The organism is Blautia sp. AF32-4BH (genome assembly GCF_003460565.1).
Classification (GTDB): Bacteria; Bacillota; Clostridia; order Lachnospirales; family Lachnospiraceae; genus Fusicatenibacter; species Fusicatenibacter saccharivorans.
In genome coordinates this window covers 1-26,145 of record NZ_QTVL01000019.1, presented here as the reverse complement: position 1 = coordinate 26,145, position 26,145 = coordinate 1, and the positions used below count along the sequence as shown (strand labels likewise).

The 26,145-nt window shown below is 43.4% G+C and carries 21 protein-coding genes, 2 tRNA genes, 1 pseudogene and 1 riboswitch; of the genes and pseudogenes, 4 read left to right on the top strand and 20 right to left on the bottom strand.

The genetic code is table 11. From position 1 onward, the window contains the following. Positions 1 to 32: 32 nt before the first annotated feature. The 14 genes and pseudogenes from queA to DWZ44_RS19370 form a co-directional block, all read right to left on the bottom strand. A complete protein-coding gene (queA, locus tag DWZ44_RS16220) occupies positions 33 to 1,058 on the bottom strand; it encodes a tRNA preQ1(34) S-adenosylmethionine ribosyltransferase-isomerase QueA (RefSeq protein ID WP_117805345.1) in 1,026 nt (341 codons plus the stop codon). Positions 1,059 to 1,203: 145 nt separating this feature from the next. Next, complete coding sequence (locus DWZ44_RS16215; protein ID WP_117805344.1) at positions 1,204 to 5,145, bottom strand: SbcC/MukB-like Walker B domain-containing protein; 3,942 nt, start codon at positions 5,143 to 5,145, stop codon at positions 1,204 to 1,206. Then, positions 5,142 to 6,275, bottom strand: a complete 1,134-nt coding sequence (locus DWZ44_RS16210) for an exonuclease SbcCD subunit D (RefSeq protein ID WP_055228284.1) — start codon at positions 6,273 to 6,275, stop codon at positions 5,142 to 5,144. Before DWZ44_RS16210 ends, DWZ44_RS16215 begins: the two co-directional genes overlap by 4 nt. Before the next feature lie 114 nt (positions 6,276 to 6,389). Then, positions 6,390 to 6,463: transfer RNA gene (locus tag DWZ44_RS16205), tRNA-Met, on the bottom strand. 20 nt (positions 6,464 to 6,483) lie between these two features. Further along, positions 6,484 to 6,556: transfer RNA gene (locus DWZ44_RS16200), tRNA-Val, on the bottom strand. A 177-nt stretch (positions 6,557 to 6,733) separates the two neighbouring features. Continuing rightward, the gene (locus tag DWZ44_RS16195; RefSeq protein WP_117805343.1) at positions 6,734 to 7,177 is read right to left on the bottom strand and encodes a DUF3021 family protein; all 444 of its coding nucleotides are present in this window, start codon (positions 7,175 to 7,177) and stop codon (positions 6,734 to 6,736) included. A 13-nt stretch (positions 7,178 to 7,190) separates the two neighbouring features. After that, positions 7,191 to 7,628, bottom strand: a complete 438-nt coding sequence (locus DWZ44_RS16190) for a LytTR family DNA-binding domain-containing protein (RefSeq protein WP_117805342.1) — start codon at positions 7,626 to 7,628, stop codon at positions 7,191 to 7,193. Between the two features lie 102 nt (positions 7,629 to 7,730). Continuing rightward, positions 7,731 to 8,207 (bottom strand): aldehyde dehydrogenase family protein, encoded by a 477-nt coding sequence (locus DWZ44_RS16185; protein WP_330411488.1) that lies wholly within the window; start codon positions 8,205 to 8,207, stop codon positions 7,731 to 7,733. Between the two features lie 90 nt (positions 8,208 to 8,297). Further along, positions 8,298 to 8,429 carry a LytTR family DNA-binding domain-containing protein gene (locus DWZ44_RS19585; RefSeq protein WP_117802413.1) on the bottom strand — a complete coding sequence of 44 codons (132 nt, stop codon included), beginning with the start codon at positions 8,427 to 8,429 and terminating at the stop codon, positions 8,298 to 8,300. A 9-nt stretch (positions 8,430 to 8,438) separates the two neighbouring features. After that, entirely contained in the window at positions 8,439 to 8,585 is a 147-nt protein-coding gene (locus DWZ44_RS18290) for a hypothetical protein (protein ID WP_158565937.1), read from the bottom strand. A 49-nt stretch (positions 8,586 to 8,634) separates the two neighbouring features. After that, positions 8,635 to 9,534, bottom strand: coding sequence for an ABC transporter permease (locus DWZ44_RS16175; RefSeq protein ID WP_117510201.1), 900 nt, complete (start codon positions 9,532 to 9,534; stop codon positions 8,635 to 8,637). Further along, positions 9,531 to 10,445, bottom strand: a complete 915-nt coding sequence (locus tag DWZ44_RS16170; protein WP_117510202.1) for an ABC transporter ATP-binding protein — start codon at positions 10,443 to 10,445, stop codon at positions 9,531 to 9,533. Before DWZ44_RS16170 ends, DWZ44_RS16175 begins: the two co-directional genes overlap by 4 nt. After that, a complete protein-coding gene (locus DWZ44_RS16165) occupies positions 10,445 to 10,648 on the bottom strand; it encodes a hypothetical protein (RefSeq protein ID WP_147326118.1) in 204 nt (67 codons plus the stop codon). Before DWZ44_RS16165 ends, DWZ44_RS16170 begins: the two co-directional genes overlap by 1 nt. Positions 10,649 to 10,904: 256 nt before the next feature. Then, positions 10,905 to 11,069, bottom strand: a pseudogene (locus DWZ44_RS19370) (response regulator transcription factor); the annotation flags it as partial. 45 nt (positions 11,070 to 11,114) lie between these two features. Here DWZ44_RS19370 and DWZ44_RS16155 point away from each other — a divergent pair. From DWZ44_RS16155 to DWZ44_RS16145, 3 genes are read left to right on the top strand one after another with little or no spacing between them, the layout of a single operon-like run. Next, a complete protein-coding gene (locus tag DWZ44_RS16155; protein ID WP_117805340.1) occupies positions 11,115 to 11,255 on the top strand; it encodes a CD1871A family CXXC motif-containing protein in 141 nt (46 codons plus the stop codon). After that, positions 11,248 to 12,138, top strand: a complete 891-nt coding sequence (locus DWZ44_RS16150) for a 4Fe-4S binding protein (RefSeq protein WP_117805339.1) — start codon at positions 11,248 to 11,250, stop codon at positions 12,136 to 12,138. The genes DWZ44_RS16155 and DWZ44_RS16150 overlap by 8 nt, the downstream gene beginning before the upstream one ends. A 30-nt stretch (positions 12,139 to 12,168) precedes the next feature. After that, on the top strand, positions 12,169 to 13,116 hold the full coding sequence (locus DWZ44_RS16145; protein WP_117805338.1) for a TlpA disulfide reductase family protein: 948 nt from the start codon (positions 12,169 to 12,171) through the stop codon (positions 13,114 to 13,116). Between the two features lie 72 nt (positions 13,117 to 13,188). Here DWZ44_RS16145 and DWZ44_RS16140 read toward each other — a convergent pair whose 3' ends face one another. The 4 genes from DWZ44_RS16140 to DWZ44_RS16125 form a co-directional block, all read right to left on the bottom strand. Further along, a complete protein-coding gene (locus DWZ44_RS16140) occupies positions 13,189 to 15,351 on the bottom strand; it encodes an ATP-binding protein (protein WP_117805337.1) in 2,163 nt (720 codons plus the stop codon). Then, the gene (locus tag DWZ44_RS16135) at positions 15,335 to 16,150 is read right to left on the bottom strand and encodes a substrate-binding periplasmic protein (RefSeq protein WP_117805336.1); all 816 of its coding nucleotides are present in this window, start codon (positions 16,148 to 16,150) and stop codon (positions 15,335 to 15,337) included. Before DWZ44_RS16135 ends, DWZ44_RS16140 begins: the two co-directional genes overlap by 17 nt. A 59-nt stretch (positions 16,151 to 16,209) precedes the next feature. Then, entirely contained in the window at positions 16,210 to 18,363 is a 2,154-nt protein-coding gene (locus DWZ44_RS16130; protein ID WP_117805335.1) for an ATP-binding protein, read from the bottom strand. A 146-nt stretch (positions 18,364 to 18,509) separates the two neighbouring features. Then, positions 18,510 to 20,354: an ABC transporter substrate-binding protein gene (locus DWZ44_RS16125; protein ID WP_117805334.1), complete on the bottom strand. Its 1,845-nt coding sequence runs from the start codon at positions 20,352 to 20,354 to the stop codon at positions 18,510 to 18,512. A 99-nt stretch (positions 20,355 to 20,453) separates the two neighbouring features. Then, a riboswitch (cyclic di-GMP riboswitch) is annotated at positions 20,454 to 20,529 on the bottom strand. A 446-nt stretch (positions 20,530 to 20,975) separates the two neighbouring features. Here DWZ44_RS16125 and DWZ44_RS19580 point away from each other — a divergent pair. After that, positions 20,976 to 21,182, top strand: a complete 207-nt coding sequence (locus DWZ44_RS19580; RefSeq protein ID WP_117510210.1) for a helix-turn-helix domain-containing protein — start codon at positions 20,976 to 20,978, stop codon at positions 21,180 to 21,182. A gap of 23 nt (positions 21,183 to 21,205) precedes the next feature. On the opposite strand, the gene DWZ44_RS16110 is transcribed toward DWZ44_RS19580, so the two are convergent. Together DWZ44_RS16110 and DWZ44_RS16105 are read right to left on the bottom strand one after the other, a co-directional pair. Continuing rightward, positions 21,206 to 23,620: a glycoside hydrolase family 3 N-terminal domain-containing protein gene (locus DWZ44_RS16110; protein ID WP_117805333.1), complete on the bottom strand. Its 2,415-nt coding sequence runs from the start codon at positions 23,618 to 23,620 to the stop codon at positions 21,206 to 21,208. Next, complete coding sequence (locus DWZ44_RS16105) at positions 23,621 to 26,044, bottom strand: glycoside hydrolase family 3 protein (RefSeq protein ID WP_117805332.1); 2,424 nt, start codon at positions 26,042 to 26,044, stop codon at positions 23,621 to 23,623. Between the last annotated feature and the right edge of the window lie 101 nt (positions 26,045 to 26,145).

Here is a 26,145-nt window from a genome sequence, read left to right as displayed (position 1 = left end):
TCAGCATCGTATTTTTGTCATAAACGAATTTTTTATTCAATCATCATGGCATCGCCGAAGGAGAAAAAGCGGTATTTTTCTCTTACAGCCTCTTCATAAGCTGCCATAATATGCTCTTTTCCAGCCAGTGCCGATACCAGCATCACCAGTGTGGACTCCGGCAGATGGAAATTGGTGATCAGTCCGTCGATCATCTTGAAGCAGTAACCCGGATAGATAAAGATCTCGGTCCAGCCGCTTCCGGCTTTTAAAATGCCGTCCTCGCCGGTTGCCGACTCCAGAGTACGGCAGCTCGTTGTTCCGACTGCGATCACACGGCCGCCTGCTGCTTTCGTATCGTTGATCAGTTTTGCCTGATCTTCTTCTACCACATAGAACTCAGAGTGCATGTGATGCTGGGTGACATCCTCCACTTTCACCGGACGGAAGGTGCCAAGGCCGACATGCAGGGTAACGTGTGCAATTTTCACACCGGCATCCTGCACCTGCTGCAAAAGCTCTTTCGTAAAATGCAGTCCGGCGGTCGGAGCTGCTGCGGAGCCTTCGTGTTTTGCGTATACCGTCTGATAACGGTTCTTGTCCTGCAGTTTATGTGTGATATATGGCGGCAGCGGCATTTCACCAAGCTGATCCAGAATTTCTTCAAAAATGCCTTCATAGTGAAACTTGATCAGGCGGTTTCCTTCATCCACGATATCGACTACTTCGCCTGTCAGAATTCCGTCTCCAAATGAGATTACGGTTCCGACCTTGCATTTTTTGCCCGGTTTTACCAGCGTTTCCCAGATGTCGTTTTCTTTTCTCTTTAAAAGAAGAATCTCAATTGCCGCATCCGTTCCGACTTTGGAACCATAAAGACGCGCCGGAATTACCTTCGTATCATTGATGACCAGACAGTCGCCTGGTTTCAGATACTGCAGAATATCACGGAAATGACCATGCTTATATTCACCTGTCGTTTTATCCAGATGCATCAGGCGGGAAGCGCTGCGGTCTTCCAGCGGATCCTGTGCAATCAGTTCTTTTGGCAGATCATAATAAAAATCTGATGTTCTCATTTGTTTCCTCCATTCTATGGCAGCCGGCATGATTCGCCGGATTTGCTCTGTTCATTCAACTTTTTTTGCCCAACGGATCCATTATAGCATTTTCCGTACTTTCTGACAAGGAATTCTCTCGAATCCCAATCATCTCCTGTGTGGTCTACTCGATCACTGCCCGGCTTCCTACACCATCCCGGCTTCGATTTTTCGTCACAATGATTTTTTTCTCAATCCGCTCTTTTAACTTGGGCACATGAGAAATAATTCCGACCAGACAGTTTCCATCCGCCAGACCTTCCAGTGCTTTCACCGCCTGATTCAGGGACTCTTCATCGAGAGAACCAAAACCTTCGTCCACAAACATGGAATCTAACCGGATTCCTCCTGCATACGACTGAATTTCATCTGACAGGCCAAGTGCCAGCGAAAGCGATGCCTGAAACGATTCGCCGCCGGAGAGCGTGCGGACACTCCGCTCCGTTCCGTTATAATGGTCAATCACATTCAGTTCCAATCCGGCTTTTTCTTTCTTATTCGTGCCGTCTTCCTGCCGTTTCAGCTCATACTGTCCCTGGCTCATCGTCAGGAAACGCACATTGGCTTTTCGCAGAATCCGGTCAAAATACGCCATCTGCACATACGTTTCCAGTTCAATCTTTTGCTTTCCGCTCACATTTCCACATGCGGTATCCGCAAGCGCATTGACCCATTTGTACTCTTCTTCCACGGTCTGCATCTGACTTTGCTGATTCCGAATGGCATCATATGTGTTCTGATTCGTATTTGCCGCGTGATACTGCTCGTTATAACGCTGATCCAGAACCTGTTTCTGTTCGGAAAGTCCCCTTAAATCTTCCTGTAATTCTATTTCTGACGGGAGCGGCTGTTCCTGTGAATCCGCTGTTTCTAACGCCTGAATCGCCGTAAGCGCCGCCTGTACTTCCATCAGTTTTTTCTGTATGGCATCCAGTTCCTCTTTTGCTGTTTTCTGTGCTTCTTCCAGCCGTTCTTTCTGTGCTTCCCAGGCTGCAATATGTTCCAGAAGTTCTGTTTCTTCTTTTCCCGCAAGCTGCGCCTCTTTTTCCCGGATCCTTTCCAGCAGTGCTTTTCTTTCAGCCTTTTGTTCCGTTTCCCGCAGCTCTTTTTTGCGAATTTCCTGTTCTCTTTGCTCCGTTTTCTGTGTTTCCTCCTGGATTTCCTGTCGGATCTTTTTCAGTTCCTCCTGTTCTGCAAGAATACATTGCTTCTGTTCTGTCAGTTCTTTTCGCTTTTGTTTCAGCCAGTGCTGTTCCCATACAGACCGAATCCACAGTTCTCTTTCTGCATCTGCAAGTTTTTCTGCGATTTCCGATCCCGTAAATTCATTTATCTGTTTTTTCACCGTTTCTGCACTTACCAGATCCTTCAGCTGCTCCTTCCCTTCTCTAGGCTTGCCTTCGGATTTCGCTCCTGTTTTCTGCTGATCCTGTTCTGCCCAGATCGCTCTCTGCTCTTCCAGATTTTCCAGCAGTTTCTCTTCTTGTTCCTTCCATCTCTTCCGATCGCTTTGCAGTACTTCAAGACGGCTCCGCACCTTCTGCAGCCGCTCATGATCCTCTTTCCGCTCAGCTTCCGCTTTTTTCTGCCGTGCGATACATTCTGCACGGCGGCTCACCTTTGCCCGCGTGGCAGCAATCTCTCCCTCACACTGTTTCTGTCTGTTTTTCCGGAAGGAAATCACCTGGGCAATCTGATCAGCCAGGGATTTTCTGTCCTCGCTCTCCCCCGGACCCTTTCTTTGCGCAGGATTCTTTTTCTCCATAAAAGCAGTCGTTTTTTGCGCCTCCGCAATTTCTTTTTCCAACTGTTCTTCCAGTGCTCTTTTGGTTCCTTCTGCCCGGCCAAGCTGTGTCTGTTCCGCTGCAATGGTCTTTTTTATGCTTTCCAGTCTTTTCTGCCGTTCTGTCTGTCTTTTTTCCAGTTCCGCATATTCCATCTGACGTACTTTCTGTGTTTCTTCTTCCTTCCGAAGCTGCTCTGCCTTCTCGACCGCTTCCTGTTGAAATAAAACATCCGGCATCTGTGAAAGTCGCTTCTGTTCGTGTTCTTTCTGACTCTCGGGCAGTTCTCTTAACAGCCATTCCGTTAGCTGTGCACGTTTTTCCTTTACCTGTCTGCGGCAGCTGCCCGCAGCCTCGCTTTGTCCCGCAGCTGCTTCCTCCTGCATCCGAAGTTCTTCTTTCTTGTGATCCAGCGTTTCTTTATCTGGCGTATGTTCTGCTCGTCTGGCAGGCTGCGGATGATGAATAGCGCCGCAGACCGGGCATGGTTCTCCCTCTGTCAGTTTTTCTGCCAGAATTCCCGCCTGTGCATCCAGAAATAAAGATTCCATCGCCTGATATGTTTCCCGTAAAGCATCTCTCTTTTTGATTTCACGCTGGTATGCACCTTGCTTTTCTTCCAGTTCTTTGCGTCCCTGCTCCCAGCTTTCCAGCAGATTTTCCAGCGTTTCCAGCTTCTGGTGGTATTTTTCCTGCAGCAGCGCGGCTCCGTCTCTTTCGGCCAGATGTTCTGCCGTTGTCGCGATATCCGCCTGTAAGTTCTCTTCTTCCTTTCGCAGTTGTGTCACCTGCGCGGCAATCTGCGTCCTTTCAGCCGTCGTTCTCTCCAGCTGTTTTTTCGTTTCTTCTAAAGTGTGGATTTTCTGTTCCAGATTTTTCTTTTCATCCAGCAGTTTTTCGCAGACCTGATCCTGCCCGGCCAGCCTTTCTGCCTCTTCGGCTGCCCTGGCCGCTGTCTCCTCTGTTTCTTTTATTTTTTTACAAAGAACGCTTTCCTCTTCTTTGTTTGCCGTTTCCTCTTTGACTGCGCCTGCAATTGTCTCGCAGTATGCTTCCATCTGCTGTATCTGCTCTGCGGCATACGCTTCTTTTTGTTCCGTCCGTGCAAGTTTCACCTCCGCATCAGAGAGACGTTCTTCCCGTGCTTTCTTCTGTTCCAGGACTTTTTTTGCACGCTCCTGCTCTGTCTGAAGCTGTTCTTTTGCTTCTGTTGCTGCCTGCAGTTCCTTTTGCAGCTGTGTCATTGCACTTTGCTCCTGCTGCACTTTTCGCAGCAGTTCCAGACACACTTTTTCTTCCCGAATCCGCTCTTCCAACTGCTTACAAATCTCTGCCTCTTTCTCTGCCTGCTCACTTCTCTTTTTCTTTTCTTCTTCCTTCGGAAGCAGAGTCTCCCATTCTTTTTCTTTCTGCTCTTTCTCTTTTTGTCTCGTCTGTCGCTCTTTTATTTTTCCCAAAAGCTGGTTTTTCTTTTCGATCTCTTCATTTAGCGTACTCTGCTCGTCTTGCAGCGCCTTTAATTTCTCATCGTCCCATTCGATGCAGCGTGCAAGCAGTTCCATACCGCGCATAACCTGGCCGTCGAATTTATTTTTCTTCAGCCGGTCAAACTCTGTTTTCCATTCTGCCTCTTCCGGGCAGACAACATTTTCCAGATACTGGCTGATGCTGCGTTTCTTTTCATCGTATATTTTCCAGCGCTCCTTTGCTGCTTCCCGCAGACGCTTCTGCAGCTCCTGATAAATCTCTGTGTGAAACATTTTCCGGAAAATTTCACTCCGATCCGCTGTTCCTGTCAGCAGAAGCTTCTGGAAATCTCCCTGCGCAATCATCGCAATCTGTCGGAACTGACGCTGATCCAGCCCGAGAAGTTCTGTCACTTTCTTTGTCACTTCCGAAGTTTTCGTAACCGGCTGCCGCTCATCCGGAAAAATCAGTTCTGCATTCGCTTTCTCCATCGTCATGCCCTGTCCGCGGTCCTTCGGGCGCAGATATTCCGGGTTTCTCTTTACCGTATAGTCCTTTCCCTGATACGTAAACGTAAGCTCTACGAAGGTACGCACCTCCGGTTTTGCATACTTACTGCGGAACATTTCGCCTTTCCGGATTTCACCGCTCGCTTCCCCGTAAAGCGCAAACGTGATGGCATCAAAAATCGTTGTTTTTCCCGCGCCGGTGTCCCCCGTAATCAGATACAGACCGCCGCCAAGCCGGTCAAAATCAAGTTCCATCCGGTCCGCATACGGTCCGAATGCACTGATGACTAATTTCTTTGGTTTCATGCCTTCATCCCCCGTAACAATTCTTCCACCAGCGCTTTCTGCTGTGCGGTCATGCTCTGATTATTCTGTAATTCATAAAATTCCCGGAACAGTTCCAGTTCTGATTTTTCCTCCACTCGTTCCGCCGTGCCAATGTCTGCAGCAGACCGGGTTCTTTTGTTATCGTACTCCAGGCGCATCAGGTTCGGATAGATCGTTCGGAGTTTTGCCATTCCATCCGGCACATCTTCTTCATCCGTCAACGTCACCAGAAGGTAATCCTCGCAGTCGCTGTTCTCATAAAATGTTTTTGCCGTGACTTCCAGATACGTCCCCCGGATTTTCCTGAGATCGTGCAAGGGCTTTAATGGAATTGTTCTAAGCTCCACCGTTCCTTTTTCTTTTAATTCGATCACCGTAATCGTTTTTTCCTGTCCTGCTTCCGAAAAAGAATATTTCAGCGGCGAACCGCAATAGCGAACCGTATCTCTTTCCACCTTCTGTGGGCTGTGGATGTGCCCCAGTGCAGCATAATCAAACTTTTCAAACAATTCTGCCGGAATCTGATCCAAGTCGCCAACCTGCAGTTCTTCTGCATCACATCGTTTTGCCCCGGTTACGAACTGGTGGGCCAGAATCACATTTCGATCCTGTTCATCAACCAGATCCTGTTCCAGTGCAATCCGAACTGCATCCGCTGTACACATTACTTCTTCCGCACGCTCCGGCAGGGCATGACGCACCACCGCAGGCCGTAAAAACGGAAGCAGATGAATCCACACCGTGCCATACGCATCCTGCAGCGGAATTTTCTCTATCGTTCCATTGTATACCTTTGAAAAATAGATCCCGCTTTTTCCCATCAGGCTGGATCCAAATGCCAGACGCTCGGCGGAATCATGGTTTCCACTGATGATAAAAGTGGGAATCCGATTGGTGGAAAGCTCTGTCAGAAACGCATCAAAAACCTGAACCGCTTCTGCACTTGGAATCGTACTGTCGTAAATATCTCCGGAAAGCAGTACGCCATCTGGTCTCTCTCTTTTTGCAGCATGCAGAATCTGCGACAAAATGTACTTCTGATCCTCGATCATCGAAAATTCATTGACTCGCTTTCCGATGTGGAGATCGGATAAGTGGAATAATTTCATAAGCGCCTCCCTGTCATTTTCCATGGTATTGTAATCTGCAGGGCCCGCCACTGGCAGCCCCCTCCGAACGTAAAACAACAAAAGCCCCTGCTTTCGCAGGAGCTCTCTCTTTCGTAGCGAGAGGGGGATTCGAACCCTCGACACCGCGGGTATGAACCGCGTGCTCTAGCCAACTGAGCTATCTCGCCATACTATATTTTTAGAAGTATGGGGCCTACAGGGCTCGAACCTGTGACCCTCTGCTTGTAAGGCAGATGCTCTCCCAGCTGAGCTAAGACCCCATATCTGTTTTCTAGCAGTTCTTACGTCCTGCTGACAATATGTATATTAGCACGCTTTGTTCTGTTTGTCAACGATATTTTTTGAAATTTTTCAAATTTTTTCTTTTGTTTCTACAATACCAGCGATTTCATGTCCTTCCGGCATACGCTGTCTTTAACTATCCAAAGTTATTTTTTCTATGCATCTTTCCGCTTTCTCATCTCTTTCAGTTTCTGGTTCATGCTTTCCGCCACCATATGGTCATTTACATATACGATCAGATTCACCGTAACATAAACTCCAATAATCAAAACCTCCATCAGCACGACCATTTTAGCTTTGCTGAAGTAAAACCATCCGAATGCTCTGCCAAGTCCCAGGACAGCACAATTGGCATAGATAAAATAGATGATCTGCCGTGCAATCATGCCCTGTTTGGATACTTCTTTTCCTTCCTCATCCGGGTACATCAGAATCGGGATGGAGCATACAGCGGAAACCAGAAGAATCTGCCAGAGAATCATGACACTGATCTGGGCATCCAGACCGCACATCACAGTAATATAGATCGCGGATGCAAGCAGAACGCACACGGTAATTTTCGAAAAAATATTTGCAAGAATTTTTATTTTATTCATCATTGTTTTCGCCTCCCTACAATCCCAGTCGTTCTTTCAGAACCGGCACATACTGCCGGGAAATAATCACTTTTTCCTCATTTTCGAGTAACGCTTCAAATCTGCCGCCAAAAGCAGGCGACAGATGCCGGATTTTGTCCAGATTTAGAATCATGGATTTGGAGGCCCGCATAAATGGAAAAGACACCAGCTGTTCTTCTAACTGATACAGTTTTTCTTTAACTTCATAAACATTCTTTTGTCCATAGGCAAAAACCTTATTGTCCGTTGCCTCAAAATAAAAAATATCCGGAAGTGCCAGAAGAGTAATTCCTTTTGCATCGTATCCCGTAATTTTCCGATCCCCGTTTTTCAGTTTGCAGATCAGATGGTTGATATCATCCGTCAGCACACGGCATTTGATGATGATTTCTTCCTCTTCGTCCGGAAATGGATTGATGATCGTTATCTTCACATTGGTCCCCTCTTTTCTTTTCCCTATCCTCTTTTATATCGAATTTTCTTGGAGATGTCTATCCCTTGTATGGTATGCTGTATAAAAATATTCGAATCAGTTTCAACTTTTTTGCTGTATACGGCTGATAGCGGATCGGAAAATCCATCCATGTCTTTTTATCCACGATGCTGCGCTTCCTGTGAAAAAAATCTTATCAAATTTTTCCTGTAAAAGTACCTGATTTTCCTCCCGTCCGCCTAAAACAACGGTAACATATTCCGGTGGAAAACATTCTTCTAACAGATCTTTCAGGGCATTTGCACTAGCCGGTGCATAAGCACTTGGTTTTACCACCGCAGTATTTCCTGCCGCAATGGCATCTACCAGCGGTTCTAACGTCAGCAGAACAGGGTAATTCCACGGGCTCATAATCAGCACATTGCCATAAGGAGAAGGGCTTTGATAACTTTTTGCAGCGAACTGCGCCAGTCCAATCTCACACATCACACTCTCCGTCTTGCTCTTTCCAAGATCCGTATGCAGCGCTTTGCAGAGGATCTGCTCCTGTTTTTGCAAGGCCATTTCCAATCTGCTCAAAGCCTCCATCCGCACATACAAACGCCCATTTAATGCGGTACGAACCGAAACAATACGATCCGCATTTACAATCGTTGTCTTTGATGCACGCTACATACATTTTCTTGTTATTTTCTCTTCCAGCTGATACAGTCTGCTTTTAATTTCATAAAACTTATTTGACGTATAAGCAAACACCTTGTTTTGCACTGCCTCGAAATATAAAATATCTTCTGTTCTTATGGAAACACATTATTTCTTTTCTGTGTATCCCCGGATAGATTCCCCTTTGCTTCTTACATACTCTTTTATTTCTGCAAATTCTTTCGTAAAATTTACATATTCGAGTATAACGCCCTCTTTTTCCGGGTCATCGATCTCTCTTTCTGTAATATTCATAACTGTCTCTTTTCTCATTTTTTATTCATTCTATAGTCGAAGGATATATTTACTTCCCATCTTTCTCCGGAAGAGCTGTCATGCACAAAAAAATAATTCCAAATACCACAACACATCCAACCATAAGCATCACCATCTGATTTACACTTACTACAGACCCCTGGAACTTCGGGTTACAATCCAGTGTATCACGAATCGCAGTAATCATTTCTTCTGGCAGCTGATTGTTCTCCATCTCTTCGAAGATTCCACGGAGCATATGATTTTTCAGCAGAGAAGTTCCGTAGGTACTTGGCAGATACGACAGTACTTTCTGCAGGCCGCTGCCGAAATTTGAAATCGGCATGTAAGCTCCGCATAAAAATCCATACCCGGCACTTACGATCGTTCCCACTGCGGATAACTGACCCTGGGTTGTCAGTGGAAAACTGACGATGCTTGACAACGTGCTTCCAAAGAGTACCAGTAAAATTTCATCGAGAAGAACCCAGAATACATCTACAGCGCTCATATACCAGCCCATTTTGTACATATAGCCAAGGCATAATACAAGCGCAAGCCCATTCACCAGCAGGGAATTGACTACAGTAGATAAAAAATACCCAAGATAAAGCTGTGCTTTGCTGATTGGCGATACATTAAAATCTTTCCTTGTTCCGTTTGCCCGGTCCTGTACCATCGTAAGATTCACGCAGAATGTCACAGTCACACAGCTGACTGCCAGAAGAGCCGCGGCAAGCTGTGCGGCCACCGTTCCATCGACCAGTTTGTCTGAGATTGTAATCATGTCCGGGATCGCGGACACAAAGGAATCTCTGTATACGTTTGCCAGAAATGTAGCATACAGCAAAATCAGAATTCCCGGAGTAATTAAAGCCGAAAAAAACATTCCTCTGTCTTTAAAAAACAATTTTCTGTTTCGACTTATAAGTGCAAATACTGCCTTCATCTGTGCTCACCTCCCAATGTTTTTCCTGTTACAGCAAGAAATACATCATCCATTCTGCCCTTTACCACTTCATAATCACGGAATATTTCCTGATGTTCCACGATCAGCCGGGTAGCCTCTGCGGTATTTTTTACTTTTAACTGATAGCCATCCCGGATCTTTTTATACTCTCTGCCCAGTGTTTTGATTTCTTCTCCTGTCACACCATAAACAGACATAGTGTCCTGCACATACTCATTTTTCAGCTCAAAAGGAGTTCCTTCCGCCACGATGCTTCCTTTATCCAGAATCACCACATAACCGGCATTTGCAGCTTCTTCCATGTAGTGCGTAGTCAGAAAAACTGTCAGCTTTTCTTCCACTCGAAGTTTTTCAATGATATCCCAGATCAAAAGCCGCGTCTGTGGGTCAAGTCCTGTCGTTGGTTCATCTAAAATCAGAAGTTCGGGCCGATGCAGCAAGGCTCTTGCAATATCAATTCTTCTTCTCTGTCCGCCGGACAGTTTTCCGACCGGCCGGTTCAGATAATCTCCGAAATCAAAAATCTCCACTAGTTCCCGCAATCTTTTTTCAAACGCTTTTCCTGTTATTCCATAAAGCGCTGCTCTGTTTTTCAGATTTTCCCTGACGGTAAGTGGCTTGTCCAGCACACTGTCCTGAAATACCACGCCAAGCATTGTTCCAACTTTCCTTCCGATCTTATCCAGATCTGTGCCCTGGATCTGAACCGTTCCGCTGTCTTTGCGAAGCTGCCCGCAGATGATCGAAATCGTTGTGCTCTTCCCTGCCCCGTTTACACCAAGGAATGCAAAGAACTCTCCTTTTTTCACCTGAAAACTCAGATCATTGACTGCTTTTACATCACCAAAGCTTTTCTTTAAATGAGTGATTTTAATCATATCTGTTTCCATTACGCCTGCCCTCTCCTTTGATTTCTTTGCTGTTCCACATAAAAAATATCAGACAATTTCAATTGATACAAAACGTGATTTTTATATCCACATACCGATGTTTGTCCAAATACAGCTTCCCGAACATTCTGCACCCAGGATGCTTCCCTGTTGTGGCAATATACCATAACATGTTCTTCCTGCTTTGGATCAATCTGTTCCACCTCACATTTCATCCATCTCACCCCCAGTTATTCCTATTTCTTTTATATATGATTTTACAGCATTCGTCCAGTCTGCATGATGTAAAATGCAGAAATTCGCGGGTAAGATGCCAATTTCTGTTGTCTGCTCGTCTGGCGCATAGGAATTCATAAAAATAAGTGGAAAGCCATGTCAATGGACATGCAACTTTCCACTTATTCATTTTCATAAATTTTTTAATCACTTGAAACTCCACGTCATGAATTCCCGCTTATCTTCCTCTCCGTCATTACACGTGTCTACCTCATAACCTGCCTGGTGCAGACTTTTCACAATCATATCACATAATTTCTTCTCATCTTCAACAACTAATAATCTCAATTTATTTTTCTCCATTTTCTTAACAGGAATTTTACGCCCTCTATTGTATAATGCAAACATCGAAAGGTCAATACACGGACTTTGAACATTGAAAGGAGTATTTTAATGAAATCTGAAAAAGCAACACAAATTCTTTTACTTGCAGCCGGTTTGGTGTTTTTCCTTGTCGAGATCTTCCGCGAAGAAGCAGCGGTTGTTCTTAGTAAGGCAATAAAATTATGTATGGAGTGTGTAGGAATTGGATAAGAAAATGAAATCAAACAAAAACTTTCTGGCCCGCTTCCGCGGATGGATTCAGGCAGCTGCTACACTGCTGACCAACATTCACATCCCGAATCTGTTTAAAGGGAAAATTTATCAGGGAAATGTAAAAACGATGTGCGTCCCGGGACTAAACTGTTACTCTTGTCCTGCCGCCACAGGTGCCTGTCCGATTGGAGCTTTTCAAGCCGTGGTCGGTTCTTCAAAATTCAAATTTACCTACTGCATCACCGGATTTTTCATCCTGTTAGGTGTTCTGTTAGGGCGGTTTATCTGTGGATTCCTCTGTCCGTTTGGATGGTTCCAGGATCTGCTGCATAAGCTTCCGGGCAAGAAACTTTCCACCGCAAAACTGAAGCCTCTGCGGTATCTGAAATATGTGATTCTGGTCGTCTTTGTTATACTGCTTCCGGCATTTGTAACCAATTCACTTGGTATGGGAGATCCTTTCTTCTGCAAATACATTTGCCCACAGGGCGTACTTGAAGGCGCAATTCCGCTGGCACTTGCCAACTCAGGAATCCGTGCCGCACTCGGACATTTATTTACATTTAAGTTCACAATCCTTGCGCTTTTCATCATCCTGAGCATCTTGTTTTACCGTCCATTTTGTAAATGGATCTGCCCGCTGGGTGCTATTTACTCACTGTTTAACAAGGTATCTTTTCTTAAGATTCAGGTTGATCATGAGAAATGTGTTGGCTGCCAGAAATGTAGTCGTGTCTGTAAGATGGATGTCAATGTAGTAGACACACCAAACCATCCGGAGTGTATCCGATGCGGAGAATGTATGAAAGCCTGTCCGACTGATGCAATCTGCTATCATTACGGATTTTCAACTAAGAAACAGGCTGAAAATAAAAACTAATAAAACGTAATTTAAAGGAGATTTAAAATCATGAAAAACAAAACGCTTAGAACAAACTCAATGAAATTAAAAACGGTAATTGCTGCATCCCTTGCCATTTCTGTACTTTTTGCGTTTACAGGCTGCGGAAATTCCTCCTCAACAGACAATACAAACACAAAACAGGAATCTTCTTCCACAACAGAAACGGGCAGCGCAGACGAGCTGAACGAAAAACGGAATGACCTTTACCAGCAGGAAAACCAGCTTTTTGTTGATCACAAAGATGCATGGGACAAAGCCTTTGGTCTTATGAACAAGAACACTGCCGGTGATGCCATGAGCGAAAACTATGCTGATTCCCTCGCAAGCACAGTGGAATCTAACAAAGACTCTTTCTCTGAAGAAGAATATGAAACTCTGTGCAAAGACATCGAGACAATCCGCGGAATTGAAGAAGAAATTGCCAAGCTTGAGAAAGAGATTGCTGCATCCGATTCCTCTGACAGCTCTTCCTCCAAATCAGACGAATCCACAGCTGTATTCAAAGGTTTCAAAGGAAAAGATCTGGATGGAAACGATGTAGATGACAGTCTTTTCGCTAAAAATAAAGTTACAGTTGTAAATTTCTGGTTCAGTGGATGCAAGCCATGTGTCGGAGAGCTCTCTAAGCTGAATGAATTAAATGAGAAACTCAAAGAAATGGGTGGCGAAGTTGTTGGTATCAACATGGATACTTTAGACAACAATGAAGCCGGAATCAAAGAGGCAAAAGAAATCCTGAAAGCTCAGGGCGCTTCCTACAAGAACCTGACTTTCGATTCTAATTCAACAGTTGGAAACTATGCTGGAAAAGGAAACATCATGGCATTTCCTACAACCGTTCTTGTAGATAAAGACGGAAATATCGTTGGGGAACCTTTCATGGGTGGCATTGACGATCAGTCAAACTACGATCAGCTGATGAAGCAGATTCAGTCCGTACTGGACCAGAAATAATTACATAAATATCCTAGTTAGGGGGCAGTTACTGTTTGCAGTAACTGCCCCCTAACATTCTTATAACATCTTTTATTTCACCAATTTATGAATTACTTTTATCAGTAATTCCACATCAACTGGCTTAGCAACATGTTCATCCATCCCTGCTACTTTTGCTTTTATTCTGTCCTCCGTGAACGCATTTGCTGTCATTGCAATGATCGGTACCTCCTTTGCATCCTCTCTGTCCAGAGACCTGATCATCTTTGTGGCTTCATAACCATTCATTACAGGCATCATAATGTCCATAAGAATGACATCAAATTCACCAGGTTCACTTTTTCTGAACAGCTCAACCGCTTCCTGCCCATTCCACGCTTTAATCACGTCCGCGCCCTCATTCTGAAGCATAAATTCAGCGATTTCCATATTCAGCTCATTATCTTCCGCCAGAAGAATATGCAATCCCTTTATAGATTTTTCGGATACCTCCTTCTGTTCTTCACGTTTATCCGCATCCGGATCTATTTTAAATGGAACCCGGATCACAAATGTCGTCCCTACGCCTTTTTCACTTTCAAAAGTAATGGTTCCACCCATTTTCTCGACCAGCTTCCTTGCAATGGCCATTCCCAGTCCGGTTCCGACAAACTTTGTGCGGCTTCCTGTATGTTCCTGTGCAAATGGTTCAAAAATATGTTTCTGGAACTCCTCAGTCATTCCGATTCCTGTATCCCGGCAGATAAATTCCATTGTCGTCATTCCTGGCTGTTCGGATGGGATTTCCATGCAGCTAAGATAAATATGTCCATTTTCTCTGTTATATTTCACTGCATTGGACAGGATATTCATCATCACACGTTTTACATACCCCGGACTTCCAATAAGATCACGGTGTATGATTTCTTTTTTCTCCCATACAATCCGGATATTCTGTTCTGCAGCAATCTGTTCAATTACAACAAGCACTTCCTCAGAGATTTTGCTCAGATTAAATGGACTCTCTTCCAGAACAACTTCACCCGACTCCAGCTTACTCATGTCCAGAACATCATTTACCAGTTCCAGCAACAGATTGGATGCCGCTTTAACCTTTGTTCTGTATTCCTTCTGCTTCTCCATATCATCTGCATAATGGTCTGCCATATTGATCAAACCGTAGATTCCATTAATCGGAGTCCTGATATCGTGGCTCATACGATGAAGGAACTCTGTTTTTGCCTCATTGGCGGCTTCTGCCTTTTTTGCTGCTGTCAGAAGTTCTGCTTTATATTTTTCATCTTTTTCAAATTCTTGTTTCCGGTGCGCCAGATTGGTTCTGTATGTCCAGAACCAGAATATGCCGGACATCAGAAAATAAAGAAAAATAACACCTATAACACTTAATGGAAGATTACGAAACACTTCCGTATCCGGAAAATATGCGTAGATATAATAATCACGCTGTTTCAGCATGATTCCATAACATCCAATTCCTTCCTTCCTAAAATGATAGATATGCTGACTGTCTGTATGCTTTTTCATTGCCTGAACAACTTCGTTGTCGGCTGTATTCTGTCCCAACAGGCTCTCATTATTGCTGGCAACAACGATTCCGTCGTCTGCAACGATAATCGTTCCATCTTTCTGGATACTATAACCATTTAAAAGCCCCTGTATCGTCAGCGTATAGTTTCTGGCAAATTCAGGAGATGTGTAATAATAGATTGCAACGATACCCGGTGCACCTTTTCTGGCGCAGGCTGCAATGTCAATAAAGGATCCATCTTCCCTGGTAAACCGTTCCGAATAGCTTCTTTCTTCATATCCGGCAAAATCCATGATAATTTCTTTTTGCAGATACTCCGTAATCTCATTAGCCAGAGACTCATCCGTGCTGTATTCACAGTCCGTCTTTCCTTCTGCATCCAGTACAATGATACCATCCACCCATAGAGTCTGCAGGTTTTCCTTCAGGAAATCCCGGCTTAGCTGACCGCCGTTTTCTATTTCCATATCGATATTCGTACTCATCTGTCTGGCACTTTCAATGGCACGGAGAAGACTTTTGGATTCCGAAGATTCATTATAATGGGTGTAGGTGGAACACTGCACTTTGACATAATTTACAATCTCTACCATTCTTTTCTCTGCTTCCGCTTTCTCCGCATGAAAGAAATAAAACAGAGAGACTGCTGCCACACAGATTCCAATCAGACCACCGATCAGCTGGATTCGTTTTTCTCTTTTCATTCTCTTAATATCCAAGATCATCCACCTCCAGATACTTCTGGGGATCATCCAGATATTTTTCAATAATTTTCAGGGATGTGCCATCCTGCCGCATTTCTTCCAGAGTCTGGCTCATCTGCTCACAGATTCCTCTGTCATCATCTTTTGCAAAAGCAACACCTATCCCGGTGATCATCAAAGGTTCTTCCAGGATTCGAAAGCTTACGTCATAATCCTTCATATACTGGACAACAGATTCCTCATGCGCAGCGACTGCATCTACATATCCTTTTCCCAGAAATGTATAGATCAGCTCCCTGTGTCCCAGGCTGATCAGATTGCCCAGCTTTGGGATTCTCTCATCCGTCCGGTTCAGAAAGATACCTTCCGGTTTGGTCGTGGACTGAACAGCCAGGTTCTTTCCCGCCAGGTCACTCAGTTTATAGAGATCACTGTTCTCATTTACAGCGACCACCTGCCGGCTTGCTATATATGGTCCCGCCCAGCGGTAATCGTCAAGGCGTCCTTCCATGGAAAAGCAGCCCATGATACAGTCAATCTCTCCGCTCTCCACCAGTTCTTTTTTCTTCTCCCAGTTGATCTGGACAACCTCCACCTGATATCCCATTCTTTTGAAAGCTTCCGCAGCCAGTTCTACATCGATTCCCGTCGGTACACCATCCTCATTCAGATAATTGTATGGTGGATAGCTGTCGCTGCCGAGGGTAATAACAGGCTTTTCGGTTTTTTCTTTCGTGTTATCTGTGTTTTTACACCCCGCCAGGGTGACTGCTAAAATCCCTGCAAGCAGAATGCCTGCAATCACTCTTTTTCCTTTCATTTTCTGTCTATCCCTAACTCTCCTTTTTGATTCTTCTATGTCCGGTTACTTTCCATTCGTCACTGTACAGTGACCTGCGGTTCGGTACCCCCCCCCCCGCCTGATTTTATACTTCTTATCGTCTTTTCCAGCACCTTCATCTCAACCGGTTTTGAAACATGTGCATTCATACCGGCTGCCAGAGAATGCTGAATGTCCTCTGAGAATGCATTGGCAGTCATGGCAATAATCGGAATCGTTTTTGCCAGTTTATGGGAACTTTTGCGGATTGCCTTCGTTGCCTCATAACCATTCATAACAGGCATCTGCACATCCATCAGGATCATGTCATAATCACCTGGAGCAGACTGCTCAAATGCTTTCAAAATCTCTTCGCCATTTTCACAGATGGTACATTCCGCACCTTCAATCTTTAACAGTTCCGTCAGGATCTCTGCGTTCAGCTCATTATCCTCTGCACACAGGAATCTCATTCCTTGAAGGATATTACCATCCTGCTCATCTGTTTCTTCTTGTGCCGCCAGAGCAACCGTTCTATCCTCTGCAATTTTCAGATCCAAGAGAACCTCAAAACAGCTTCCCTGTCCCAATTCACTCTCCACATCAATGGTACCTCCCATTGCCTCAACCAGATTCTTAGTAATCGCCATTCCAAGTCCTGTTCCCTGTATTTTATTTGTAAGGGAACTTTCCGCACGGGTAAACGCATCAAAAATTGTATCCTTGAAATCTGCCGACATTCCCATACCATTATCGCTAACTAAGAAACGGTACTTTGCATAGACAGATGACTTTGTCTCACATTCTTCTACAAAGAACTGAATTTTCCCACCTTCCTGGGTATACTTCACTGCATTGGAAAGCAGGTTGCTGAAAATCTGCATCAGGTGAACCTGATCCCCATTCACCCATTCATGCTGAATATTTTCTTTTATGATTGTAAGGGTCTGCTGCTTTTCATATATTTGAGTATGAAATATAGTGTTAAGTTCCTGTACAAGATCCAGAATAGAAAAGTCAGAATATTTGAAGACTGTTTTTCCTGCCTCAATCTTGCTCATATCCAGAACGTCATTGATAATTCCCAACAGATGCTGTGATGAAATATCTATTTTATCTGCATACTCTATAACTTTTGCTTTATTACCTGCATCATGTCTGATCAAAGATGTGATACCAATGATTGCATTCATAGGTGTGCGAATATCATGTGACATATTAGACAGGAAATCCGTTTTCGCCTTATTTGCATTTTCAGCTGTCTGTAAAGCCTCTGTTGCAACGTTCTTTGCCTTTTTCAGTTTTTGATTGACTACTTCCATTTCCTTCATTGTTTGTAAATGAAGTTCATTATTTCTTTTTTCATATTCTGCTTTTTGATCTGCAAGACTAAGTCTGGAAATACTGTAGAATAATCCGGCAAAAAGTAAAAGTATAAAACCTGCCATGAGTATTGTTGTAAACAACACCGTTTTCTGGTAATCCATCAGCACATTGTCCACAACTCCCTTGGCCACAATGCACACCAAAATGGTGTTGTTGCTTTCTATCGGGCAATACCCCAGATAATAGGGGTTCTGTTTTCCCAAAAGTGCAACTCCGGATTCTCTGTTATCAAACTTCTTTTTGAACAAATCAGCCTCTTCTTCTGTAATAGCCTGTTCCCCTTTTAAATGTTTTAACAAAGAATAATTACGCAGGTATTTATCTCCACTCTGGTTCGTATACGTAATATTTCCGTCATGATCCAGCATGAACAAATATGCTTTTCCATGATAACCTTTCAATTTTAACATGGAATCCAGTTTCGAATGATCATACACAGTTCCAATTGCCGTATAAGTTTCTCCATTGATCGTGTATTCCTGACATGGAATCGCAACCAGATAACCGTCTTTTTTCTTCTGATCATAATCAAGACGCACCAGTTTTCCAATATTGTATCCGTTCTTTAAGTCCAGCAGAAGTTTACTTGGCATATCAATCCGCATTTTTGTTCCACCTGCTGATATTGCCTGACCATTTTCCTGAAGGAATATAAGAGTACTTTCCGATTCTTTTTCCCATGCTTCAAAGAAATTTTTGTTCGTATCCGTTTCAAGAGACAGTTCCCTCTCATGAAGTAAGAATTCCTCAACCAACTGCAGCTGGCTGTAGTATCCGCTCACCTGAAGATCATAGGTCTGCTGTATCTGTTCAACAACAGCTCCCATACTGCTTTTTCCATTTTCGCTGATATACTTATTAGACTTACTTATAAGATACTTGATACAAACTAAGCTTAAAAGAATCATAAGTAGTATAAGCAACAGCCTTGTTATTTTTTTTCTTTTGTTTACCTTTTGTTCTATCTCCACTTTTACTGTTCAACCTCTATATAGTCTTCCGGTGCTGACGGCTGCTGTCCATTTGACATTGCTTCGGTCCATGCACTTGATAATGTTGTATCTTTAAGCTGCTCAATCTCACATTTCAGATTTATTTTTTTCAAAACAGACATTGTGGTGTCTGTAAGAAGAATCGAGTATTCCTTTTCTTTGTCTATTTTCTTATCATTAACTGTTAAGTCCTTTAACGAAAATCCACTTTCCTCTTGATTGACGATCATTTTCATACCGGATGCAATTGGTAATTCGTATTTATTGGTTACGTAAAAATTCTCATCAGCATCAGCAAGATAATTTTCCACGAGTTCATAAACCTGTTTACCATTGATTTTTGCAACATATAATGGTGTATCTGAACTCTTCGCTGTCATCATGCCAACCCGGCTGCTGGTGCATTCTCCTTTGTACATAGAAGAAGTGAAATAATAATATGGTGCCAGAGCCAGCTGTGCATCATTTTCTTCTCTGATCGTAGTTAAAATGGAAGATGCTGCATCACGGCCATTTCTATCGTTCAGTGAAATGGAATATTCATTTTCAAAATTCACCGTTGCTTTTTCTTCTGGATCTTTACGATTCATTACACTGCGAAAAGTATCATAAGCCTGTATTTCATCCATTTCCCCTGACAGTAATCCGTGAACAGCCTCAAGACTTGCATCAAATGATTTTTGGGCGGAATATCGGATATAAACAGCATTATGATTAATTTCCTCTTCCAGTCCAGGCACATCCTGCATCATGGTTGGAACATCTGTATTCAATGAAATAACACCGCTTCCATCCGCAATCAGCTTTTGCCCCTCTTCTGAAATCATACAATCCAGCACATCCAGCGCAGTATCCAGTTTCTCCCGGTCTTTTTCCAGGTTTTTGTTAAATGCAATGTTTAAGGACGGAGTCATGTACACATAGGATTCATCCGATGTCTGTGAAAAGTAAGGAATACGGATCAGCTCCGCATCCATCTGTTTCTGCAGCTGCTGCATAACCGTCGGATGTCCATGAAACATTGCTGATTTTCCTTCGACAAACATCTGGGTTCCTGTATTGATATCAATATTGATATCTTCTTTACCAAAATGCGAGTCCTTAAGAAACTGACTGGTTTCTGAAAAAATACGTTTCCATAATACATCATCAAACTTTACTTCATCCGCTGCAGTCTCTGCACCGTTTCGCCATTCAATACCATCCAGGCTTGTAAACTCACCGATTGCCGCCGCCTGGATGATTTCATTATTAGACCAGTCTTCCCCAAGATCCATGGAATACGGTTTTATGCCATTATCATAAAACTGCTGACAGGCCTGTACATATTCCTCATAATTTTCTGGAATCTTTACGCCATACTGATCAAACAGTGTTTTGTTGGCAATGATCGTCTGCGGAATACCACAGATTGGCAGCCACTGGATTTCATCCTCCGCATTCTTATAATATTGCACCGCATAAGAATAATACTTGGAAACAACATCATAAGAAGCAAAATCCATAAGATAAGGCTGTAAGTCCTGTGCATCTGTTCCAGAAAATCGACGTACTGTTATAATATCCGGTAATTCATCATGTTCTTTAAAATAACTGTATAAATCGGTATCATTGTTACCTATAATAAATTCAATATCCTGATCTGGAAACTGTTCATGGATATAGGGTGCAATATTTTTCATCAAACGATTTTCCCACAGATAAACGGTAAGATGATCATCATTTATAGATACTTCTTTCTTTGACTGTCCACATCCAGACAAGACAGCAGATGCTACAAGTACACCTGACACCACTGCTATCAGACAACGTTTTGCCTTTTTCATACTTTTATTTTCCTCATTCTTTCCTGATAAAATCATTATTGTTACGTCTATGAAATAACACCGTAAAAAAGCACCGTCAGACAGACAGTGCATCTCATTTTATGCAACTGGCTGCCATTTTACAGGCCCTGTAGCTTTGCGTCCCAGACTTTCATCTGGTTTGCCAATTTCCTTATTATAGCTTTAATCTTATGTAAAAAACTGATTTTATTATACTTTAGTGTTCTACTATACACAAGAAAAAAATTAACATTTTAACGTTCAAAAACAAAAAAAGAACAGCCGATACATATACTCGAACTGTTCTCTTACTTCCGAAGTCCACGCAGCATTGACATTACTGTTTCCTGCTCATTTGTACTCAGATCATTCCATATCCCTAGAACTTCTTTCTGTTTTTCTGTCAGATTCTCTGAATTATCTTCCCGAAAAAACTGCGATAATGTCACGCCCAAAGCTACACATATTTTTTCAAGTGTGATCAGCGACGGCAGGTTTTCCTGCTCTGGTTCATATGGTACTTACAATTCCACGTTGTATGTGATAAACTATTATTGTCCATTTGGACTACCTTTACAATCCTTTTTACAACAAATATACTTATTATATCGAAAAAATAATATGAAAATATCTGCAGAAATTATTAAGATATTGCCAAAACATAGAAAACAAATCACGGAGATAACAGAAACCACACTTCCCATCGGACAGATCGCCCTGCAGACCGGCTTCAGCCAGCAGTCCTATTTCGGAAAATGTTTCCGTGAAAAAATGAACTGCTCCCCACGGGAATACCGCAAGAATAGAACCGAATGCCGCTTTGTATAAAATGGCATCCGGTTCTGTTCTTTTTATTTCGCTGCGGCACTTGCCCAAAACGCTCTGTTTCTTCCCGCAACCCATTTATTTTCTTTCACACAGTAGCTTCCTCTTAAACGAATATCTTCTGAAGAACTTCCGACCTCTACTGCATATCGTCCTTTTTCCACTTTCCAGTGCATATCAATGTCCAGAAAAGCCATTTGATCCGTTTTCACCTCAAAGCATACCGTTTTCTTTTCGCCCTTTCGCAGGTGAATGCGCTTAAAACCTGCCAGTTCTTTTACTGGTCTTGTCAGGCTGGCATATTCATCTCGTAAATAAAGCTGGACGACCTCATCTCCTTCACAGCTTCCCGTGTTCTCAACAGCGCAGGAGATCTGAACCGTATCTGCTGCCTTTTCATTTCCCATCGAGATATGTAAATCCGAATATGTAAATGTTGTATACGACAGTCCGTATCCAAAATAATATCTCGGTCTGTGCGGCATATTCACATAATTGGCAAAACCGATACTGCCGCTCTGATCCCAGGAGGAACCATATGGATGATTGTAATAAACCGGAAGCTGTCCCACTCCATAAGCAACGGTAACCGGAAGTTTTCCTCCCGGATTATATATTCCGGTTAAAATATCAACTACTGCTTCTGCTCCTGTTTCCGATGGACTCCATGCTTCCAGAATAGCATCTAAATATTCCTCTGCAGCATCACTGGAAATCGGTCTTCCATCAAAGTGAACGCCAACCAATGGTTTTCCAAGCTGCGCAGCCTTGCGAATAAATGCATCCTGACATTTTGGAAGGTTAATATCAGTACTGTCAATTCCTTCTCCCATTGATGCCATGGAACACGTTCCGTGCTTACCGCCAAGCGTCAGTATCACAATGTCTGCCTGCTTTGCTGCCTGCAGCGCTTCTTCAAAATGACTTTCGTCGTTTCCTGCAATCGGATAGCCATATGCATATAAAATCTCACTTTCCGGAAAGCGGATTTGGAATTCTTCATACAGATTTCTGCATTGCGGTTTCTGTCTTTTCAGGATCTGATCAAACTGCTCTGTCTCATCAGATTGAATATTGGTTCCCGGAACCGTAATAATCTCATCTGCATCTGCCTGTACAACTCCGCTTACACCTGCAATAGAATTGGCAATCGCATAGGTAGACTCCATCATGCACATATGTGTGTATCCACCAAACATTTTTCTGGCATACCCGGCATGCGGTCCGATCACCGCGATTTTTTTCCCTTTTGCCGCAATCGGCAATACGCCGTCATTTTTCAGCAGTACCATGGATTCTCTGGCCGACCGCAGGGAAGTGTTCCTGTCTGCTTCCTGCATTACAAGAGCATGAAGCTCTTTTCCTTCCAGCGCATAGGGATTTTCAAATAAGCCCATTCTGAATTTTCCCTCCAGAACCCGCAAAACCGCTGTATCCAAAATATGGATATCCAGTTTTCCACTTGAAAACATCTCTTTTAATTTCTCATTATAGCCAGTACAGGACGGCATCTCGATATCCATTCCCGCATGAAGACACATCGCACCGGCTTCTTCAAATGTTTCTCCAATATGATGTACACTATGCGCATTTCCCACTGCACCGTAATCGCTGATGCACATGCCGTCAAATCCCATTTTTTCCCGAAGCAGTTTCGTAAGCATGTTATGAGAAGCAGATACATCTTCTCCATTCACAGAGCAATAACAAGGCATAATACCTTTCAGATCTGACTCTGTGATTGCTGCCTGGAAAGGTTTTGCAAACACTTCTTCTAAAAGTCGCGTCGGCGTTTCGCTGTGTGTTCCATGAATTCCACCCTGCGAATTATGAAAAGCCACAAAATGTTTTGCCACACTTTCTGCTTTTCTTGAAGCAACTGTATTCTTTTGTATTCCTTTCGTATACGCTGCCCCCATCGCACTTACAAGGGAAGCATCTTCTCCATAACTTTCTCCAAAACGGCCCATACGCGGATCTCTTGCCACATCCAGAACCGGTGCCAGTATATGGGTAATACCACAGGCCGTTTCCTGTCTGCTCACAATTTCTGCAATCTGTTCTTCCAGCTTGGGATCAAAGCTTGCTCCCCTGCCAATCCCAGACGGAAAACTGGTGGAGTCCTGAATGAAGGCCCCGCACAATCCTTCCATATGAAAGATTGCCGGTATTTGATGGGCACTGTTTTCCATCACAATCTTCTGCACTTTTCTCTGCCATGCAGCCACTTCATCAAGTGTCTCCATCCTGCGCATTTCCAGCGTGCTTACTTCTCCCATTCCGTATTTTGTCTCCTGCTGAATTTTTTCAAAGTTATAGGCATCCTGATCAAAAGGAAAAACACAGTTAATCTGTGCCATCTTTTCGTCAAGGCTCATTTCTTTGAGCAGAAGAGAGGCTCTTTCTTTGGCACCCAGTGTATGATCCCTATATGATTTCATTTAAATACGCTCCCCTTTCTCAAATAACTTCAGAACATGTAACAATCTTGCAACACTCCTTTCCAGATCTTTTCTGGTAATCCGTCTCTCCTGATAGGCCTGCAAAATCTGCCGGATCACCGGCGGGCCACCCGGCATCACGATATCATTTCCCGCTGCCACAGCATCGCCGCCATCTGCGACAATATCCATATCGCCCCAGTCAGTAACGACAACACCATCAAAGTTCCATTCTTCCCGTAAAATATGCGTACACAAATCTCGATTTCCAGCTGCAAGAACCCCATTAATTTTATTAAACGATGTCATAATAAAAGATACTCCGGCATCTCGAACCAACATTTCAAAAGGTTTCAGATAAAGTTCCCGCAATGCACGTTCCGTAAGGATGGAATCTACCGCATCGTACCGCTTCTTCGCACTTCCTCTTCGATACGTTTCCTGTTCATTCACGGCAAAATGTTTGGGGCAGACGCGGACAGGATGATTTTCCTGAACGCCCTTTGTAATCTGGACCGCACAGATTCCGGTCAGATAAGGATCCTCCGAAAAATATTCAAAATTTCGCCCGCAAAGCGGATTCCGGTGCAGATTGACTGCTGGTGCCAGCCATACGTCAACCGCTTTCTTTTCGCACTCTGCGCCAACCGCATTTCCAAACGCTTCCCACAGTTCTTTATTGAATGCGCAGGAAATCAGCATAGCCGTTGGCCAGGCCCCCGTTCCCACACCTGCCGGTCCATCTTTATAAAAAATGGAATGAATACCTTTTTCTGGCATAGCCGGGGAGACATATCCTTTTGCTCCGACTGGATGATCGTTTTTGGTCAGTGGATTTCCCTGACCATCCAATATGGTTTCCGGCTGTTCCTGTTTGCTGAACGCTGCAAATGGAATTCCAGGTCCATACCCCACACACAATGCAGCCAGCTGTTCGATACTGAAATTTTTTACTTGTTCCATTTCATCCCGTAAAAGATCATATCTTTCCTGCTCTTTTAAACCATCGGTCTCTTCTTTTTTCTTTTCATGCATTCGGACCTTTTTTCGTCCTTCTCTTGCAGATAGTACCTGCAAATGCTCTACATTGCAGTTTTGTACGCAAAGACGATTCACACATTTTTTAATTACGTAATCTTCTCTTATCTGGATTTCTCCTGCAAAAATTGTCTCACGGGATGAATTTCCGATAAAAAACTGATATTTTCCCTTTTCCAGGATATATGATGCAGATGTCTCAACATATCCTGCCAGATCCTGCATGGATATTCGAATCGAAATATTCTGCTTCTCCCCCGGAGCAAGAAGTCTCGTTTTTGCAAAGCCTTTTAATTCTTTTTCCGGTTTTTCCGACTCTGTACCAGAACAGGACAAATAAAGCTGTATCGTTTCTTTTCCTGCATAATTTCCGGAATTTGTTACCTCCGTAATAAATTCCAGCTCTTCTTTTTCCTGTTTCATCTCTTTTGGAAGAATCGTAAACGATGTGTAAGACATTCCATATCCAAAGGAGTACAATACCTGTTTCCGAAAGGTATCAAAATAGCGATACCCCAGATAAATGTCTTCCTGATACACCGTTACCGGGCTTTTCGTATATCCTGTACTTCCATTTGCCTTTGCATCCAGTCCATAATTTTCGTAAGTTAAAATTTCATCTTCCTGTTCTTTATTCCAGGTGAAATTTTCTGCTGTCGGGTAGTCTTTGAAAGACTCTGCCATGGAAAAACTTAATTTGCCAGATGGATTCACAGCCCCCGTCAGAATATCAGCTAATGCTCCGCAGCCTTCTTCGCCCGGAATTCCCAGAAACACCACGGCCTTAATTGCGGAATAGGCGTTCACCCACTGCATATCGATCATTCCATTAATATTCAGTACAACGATCACATGTGGAAAAACACAGCACACTTGTTCCAGCAGTTCTTTTTCGGATTCGGTAAGTTCATAATCACCTTCGATATGTCTGTCACATTCTTCCCCACCGGCATTCCTTCCCAGCACAAAAACAGCGGTATCGGTAAACTCCCTGGCTTTCTGCATCAGCTGCTCCGGAATGTGATACTCTGTCCACATCGGCTGATATTTTCCAAAGATCTCATACATAAAACCACAGTTCATATTTTCTACATTTGTGATATCAATACCGTCAATCACAAACTTTTCCGATTCGTTTTTTTGATGGCTGGTATAAAATTGTTTTAACCCTGCTTCTGCACAGATTCCTCTTTTTTCACATTCACATAAGAGATTCTTGTTTGCAAGGGATTTGGATGCTCCCGAACCGTTTCCCGAAAAAATGGTTTCTATCTGTGCCCGTCCCAAAAAAGCCACCTTTTTTTCTTTTAATGGCAAGATCTGCTCTTCATTTTTCAAAAGAACAATTGATTCTTCCACAAGTTCCTGAAAAATACTTTTTTTCATCTCTTTTCCTTTCTTTCTGCTGATGTCTTCGTAAACAAGCCTCTTTTGTCTAAGTTAGCAACCACCAGTTCAACTGGTGGTTTATTATTAGCCCTCCAAAG

Bases quoted from the DNA above. Each gene is read 5' to 3' on its own strand.
- queA (WP_117805345.1), bottom strand. From the start codon at position 1,058: ATGAGAACATCAGATTTTTATTATGATCTGCCAAAAGAACTGATTGCA.
- DWZ44_RS16215 (WP_117805344.1), bottom strand. From the start codon at position 5,145: ATGAAACCAAAGAAATTAGTCATCAGTGCATTCGGACCGTATGCGGAC.
- DWZ44_RS16210 (WP_055228284.1), bottom strand. From the start codon at position 6,275: ATGAAATTATTCCACTTATCCGATCTCCACATCGGAAAGCGAGTCAAT.
- DWZ44_RS16195 (WP_117805343.1), bottom strand. From the start codon at position 7,177: ATGATGAATAAAATAAAAATTCTTGCAAATATTTTTTCGAAAATTACC.
- DWZ44_RS18290 (WP_158565937.1), bottom strand. From the start codon at position 8,585: ATGAATATTACAGAAAGAGAGATCGATGACCCGGAAAAAGAGGGCGTT.
- DWZ44_RS16175 (WP_117510201.1), bottom strand. From the start codon at position 9,534: ATGAAGGCAGTATTTGCACTTATAAGTCGAAACAGAAAATTGTTTTTT.
- DWZ44_RS16170 (WP_117510202.1), bottom strand. From the start codon at position 10,445: ATGGAAACAGATATGATTAAAATCACTCATTTAAAGAAAAGCTTTGGT.
- DWZ44_RS16155 (WP_117805340.1), top strand. From the start codon at position 11,115: ATGAAATCTGAAAAAGCAACACAAATTCTTTTACTTGCAGCCGGTTTG.
- DWZ44_RS16145 (WP_117805338.1), top strand. From the start codon at position 12,169: ATGAAAAACAAAACGCTTAGAACAAACTCAATGAAATTAAAAACGGTA.
- DWZ44_RS16140 (WP_117805337.1), bottom strand. From the start codon at position 15,351: ATGATCTTGGATATTAAGAGAATGAAAAGAGAAAAACGAATCCAGCTG.
- DWZ44_RS16135 (WP_117805336.1), bottom strand. From the start codon at position 16,150: ATGAAAGGAAAAAGAGTGATTGCAGGCATTCTGCTTGCAGGGATTTTA.
- DWZ44_RS16130 (WP_117805335.1), bottom strand. From the start codon at position 18,363: ATGGGAGCTGTTGTTGAACAGATACAGCAGACCTATGATCTTCAGGTG.
- DWZ44_RS16125 (WP_117805334.1), bottom strand. From the start codon at position 20,354: ATGAAAAAGGCAAAACGTTGTCTGATAGCAGTGGTGTCAGGTGTACTT.
- DWZ44_RS19580 (WP_117510210.1), top strand. From the start codon at position 20,976: ATGAAAATATCTGCAGAAATTATTAAGATATTGCCAAAACATAGAAAA.
- DWZ44_RS16110 (WP_117805333.1), bottom strand. From the start codon at position 23,620: ATGAAATCATATAGGGATCATACACTGGGTGCCAAAGAAAGAGCCTCT.
- DWZ44_RS16105 (WP_117805332.1), bottom strand. From the start codon at position 26,044: ATGAAAAAAAGTATTTTTCAGGAACTTGTGGAAGAATCAATTGTTCTT.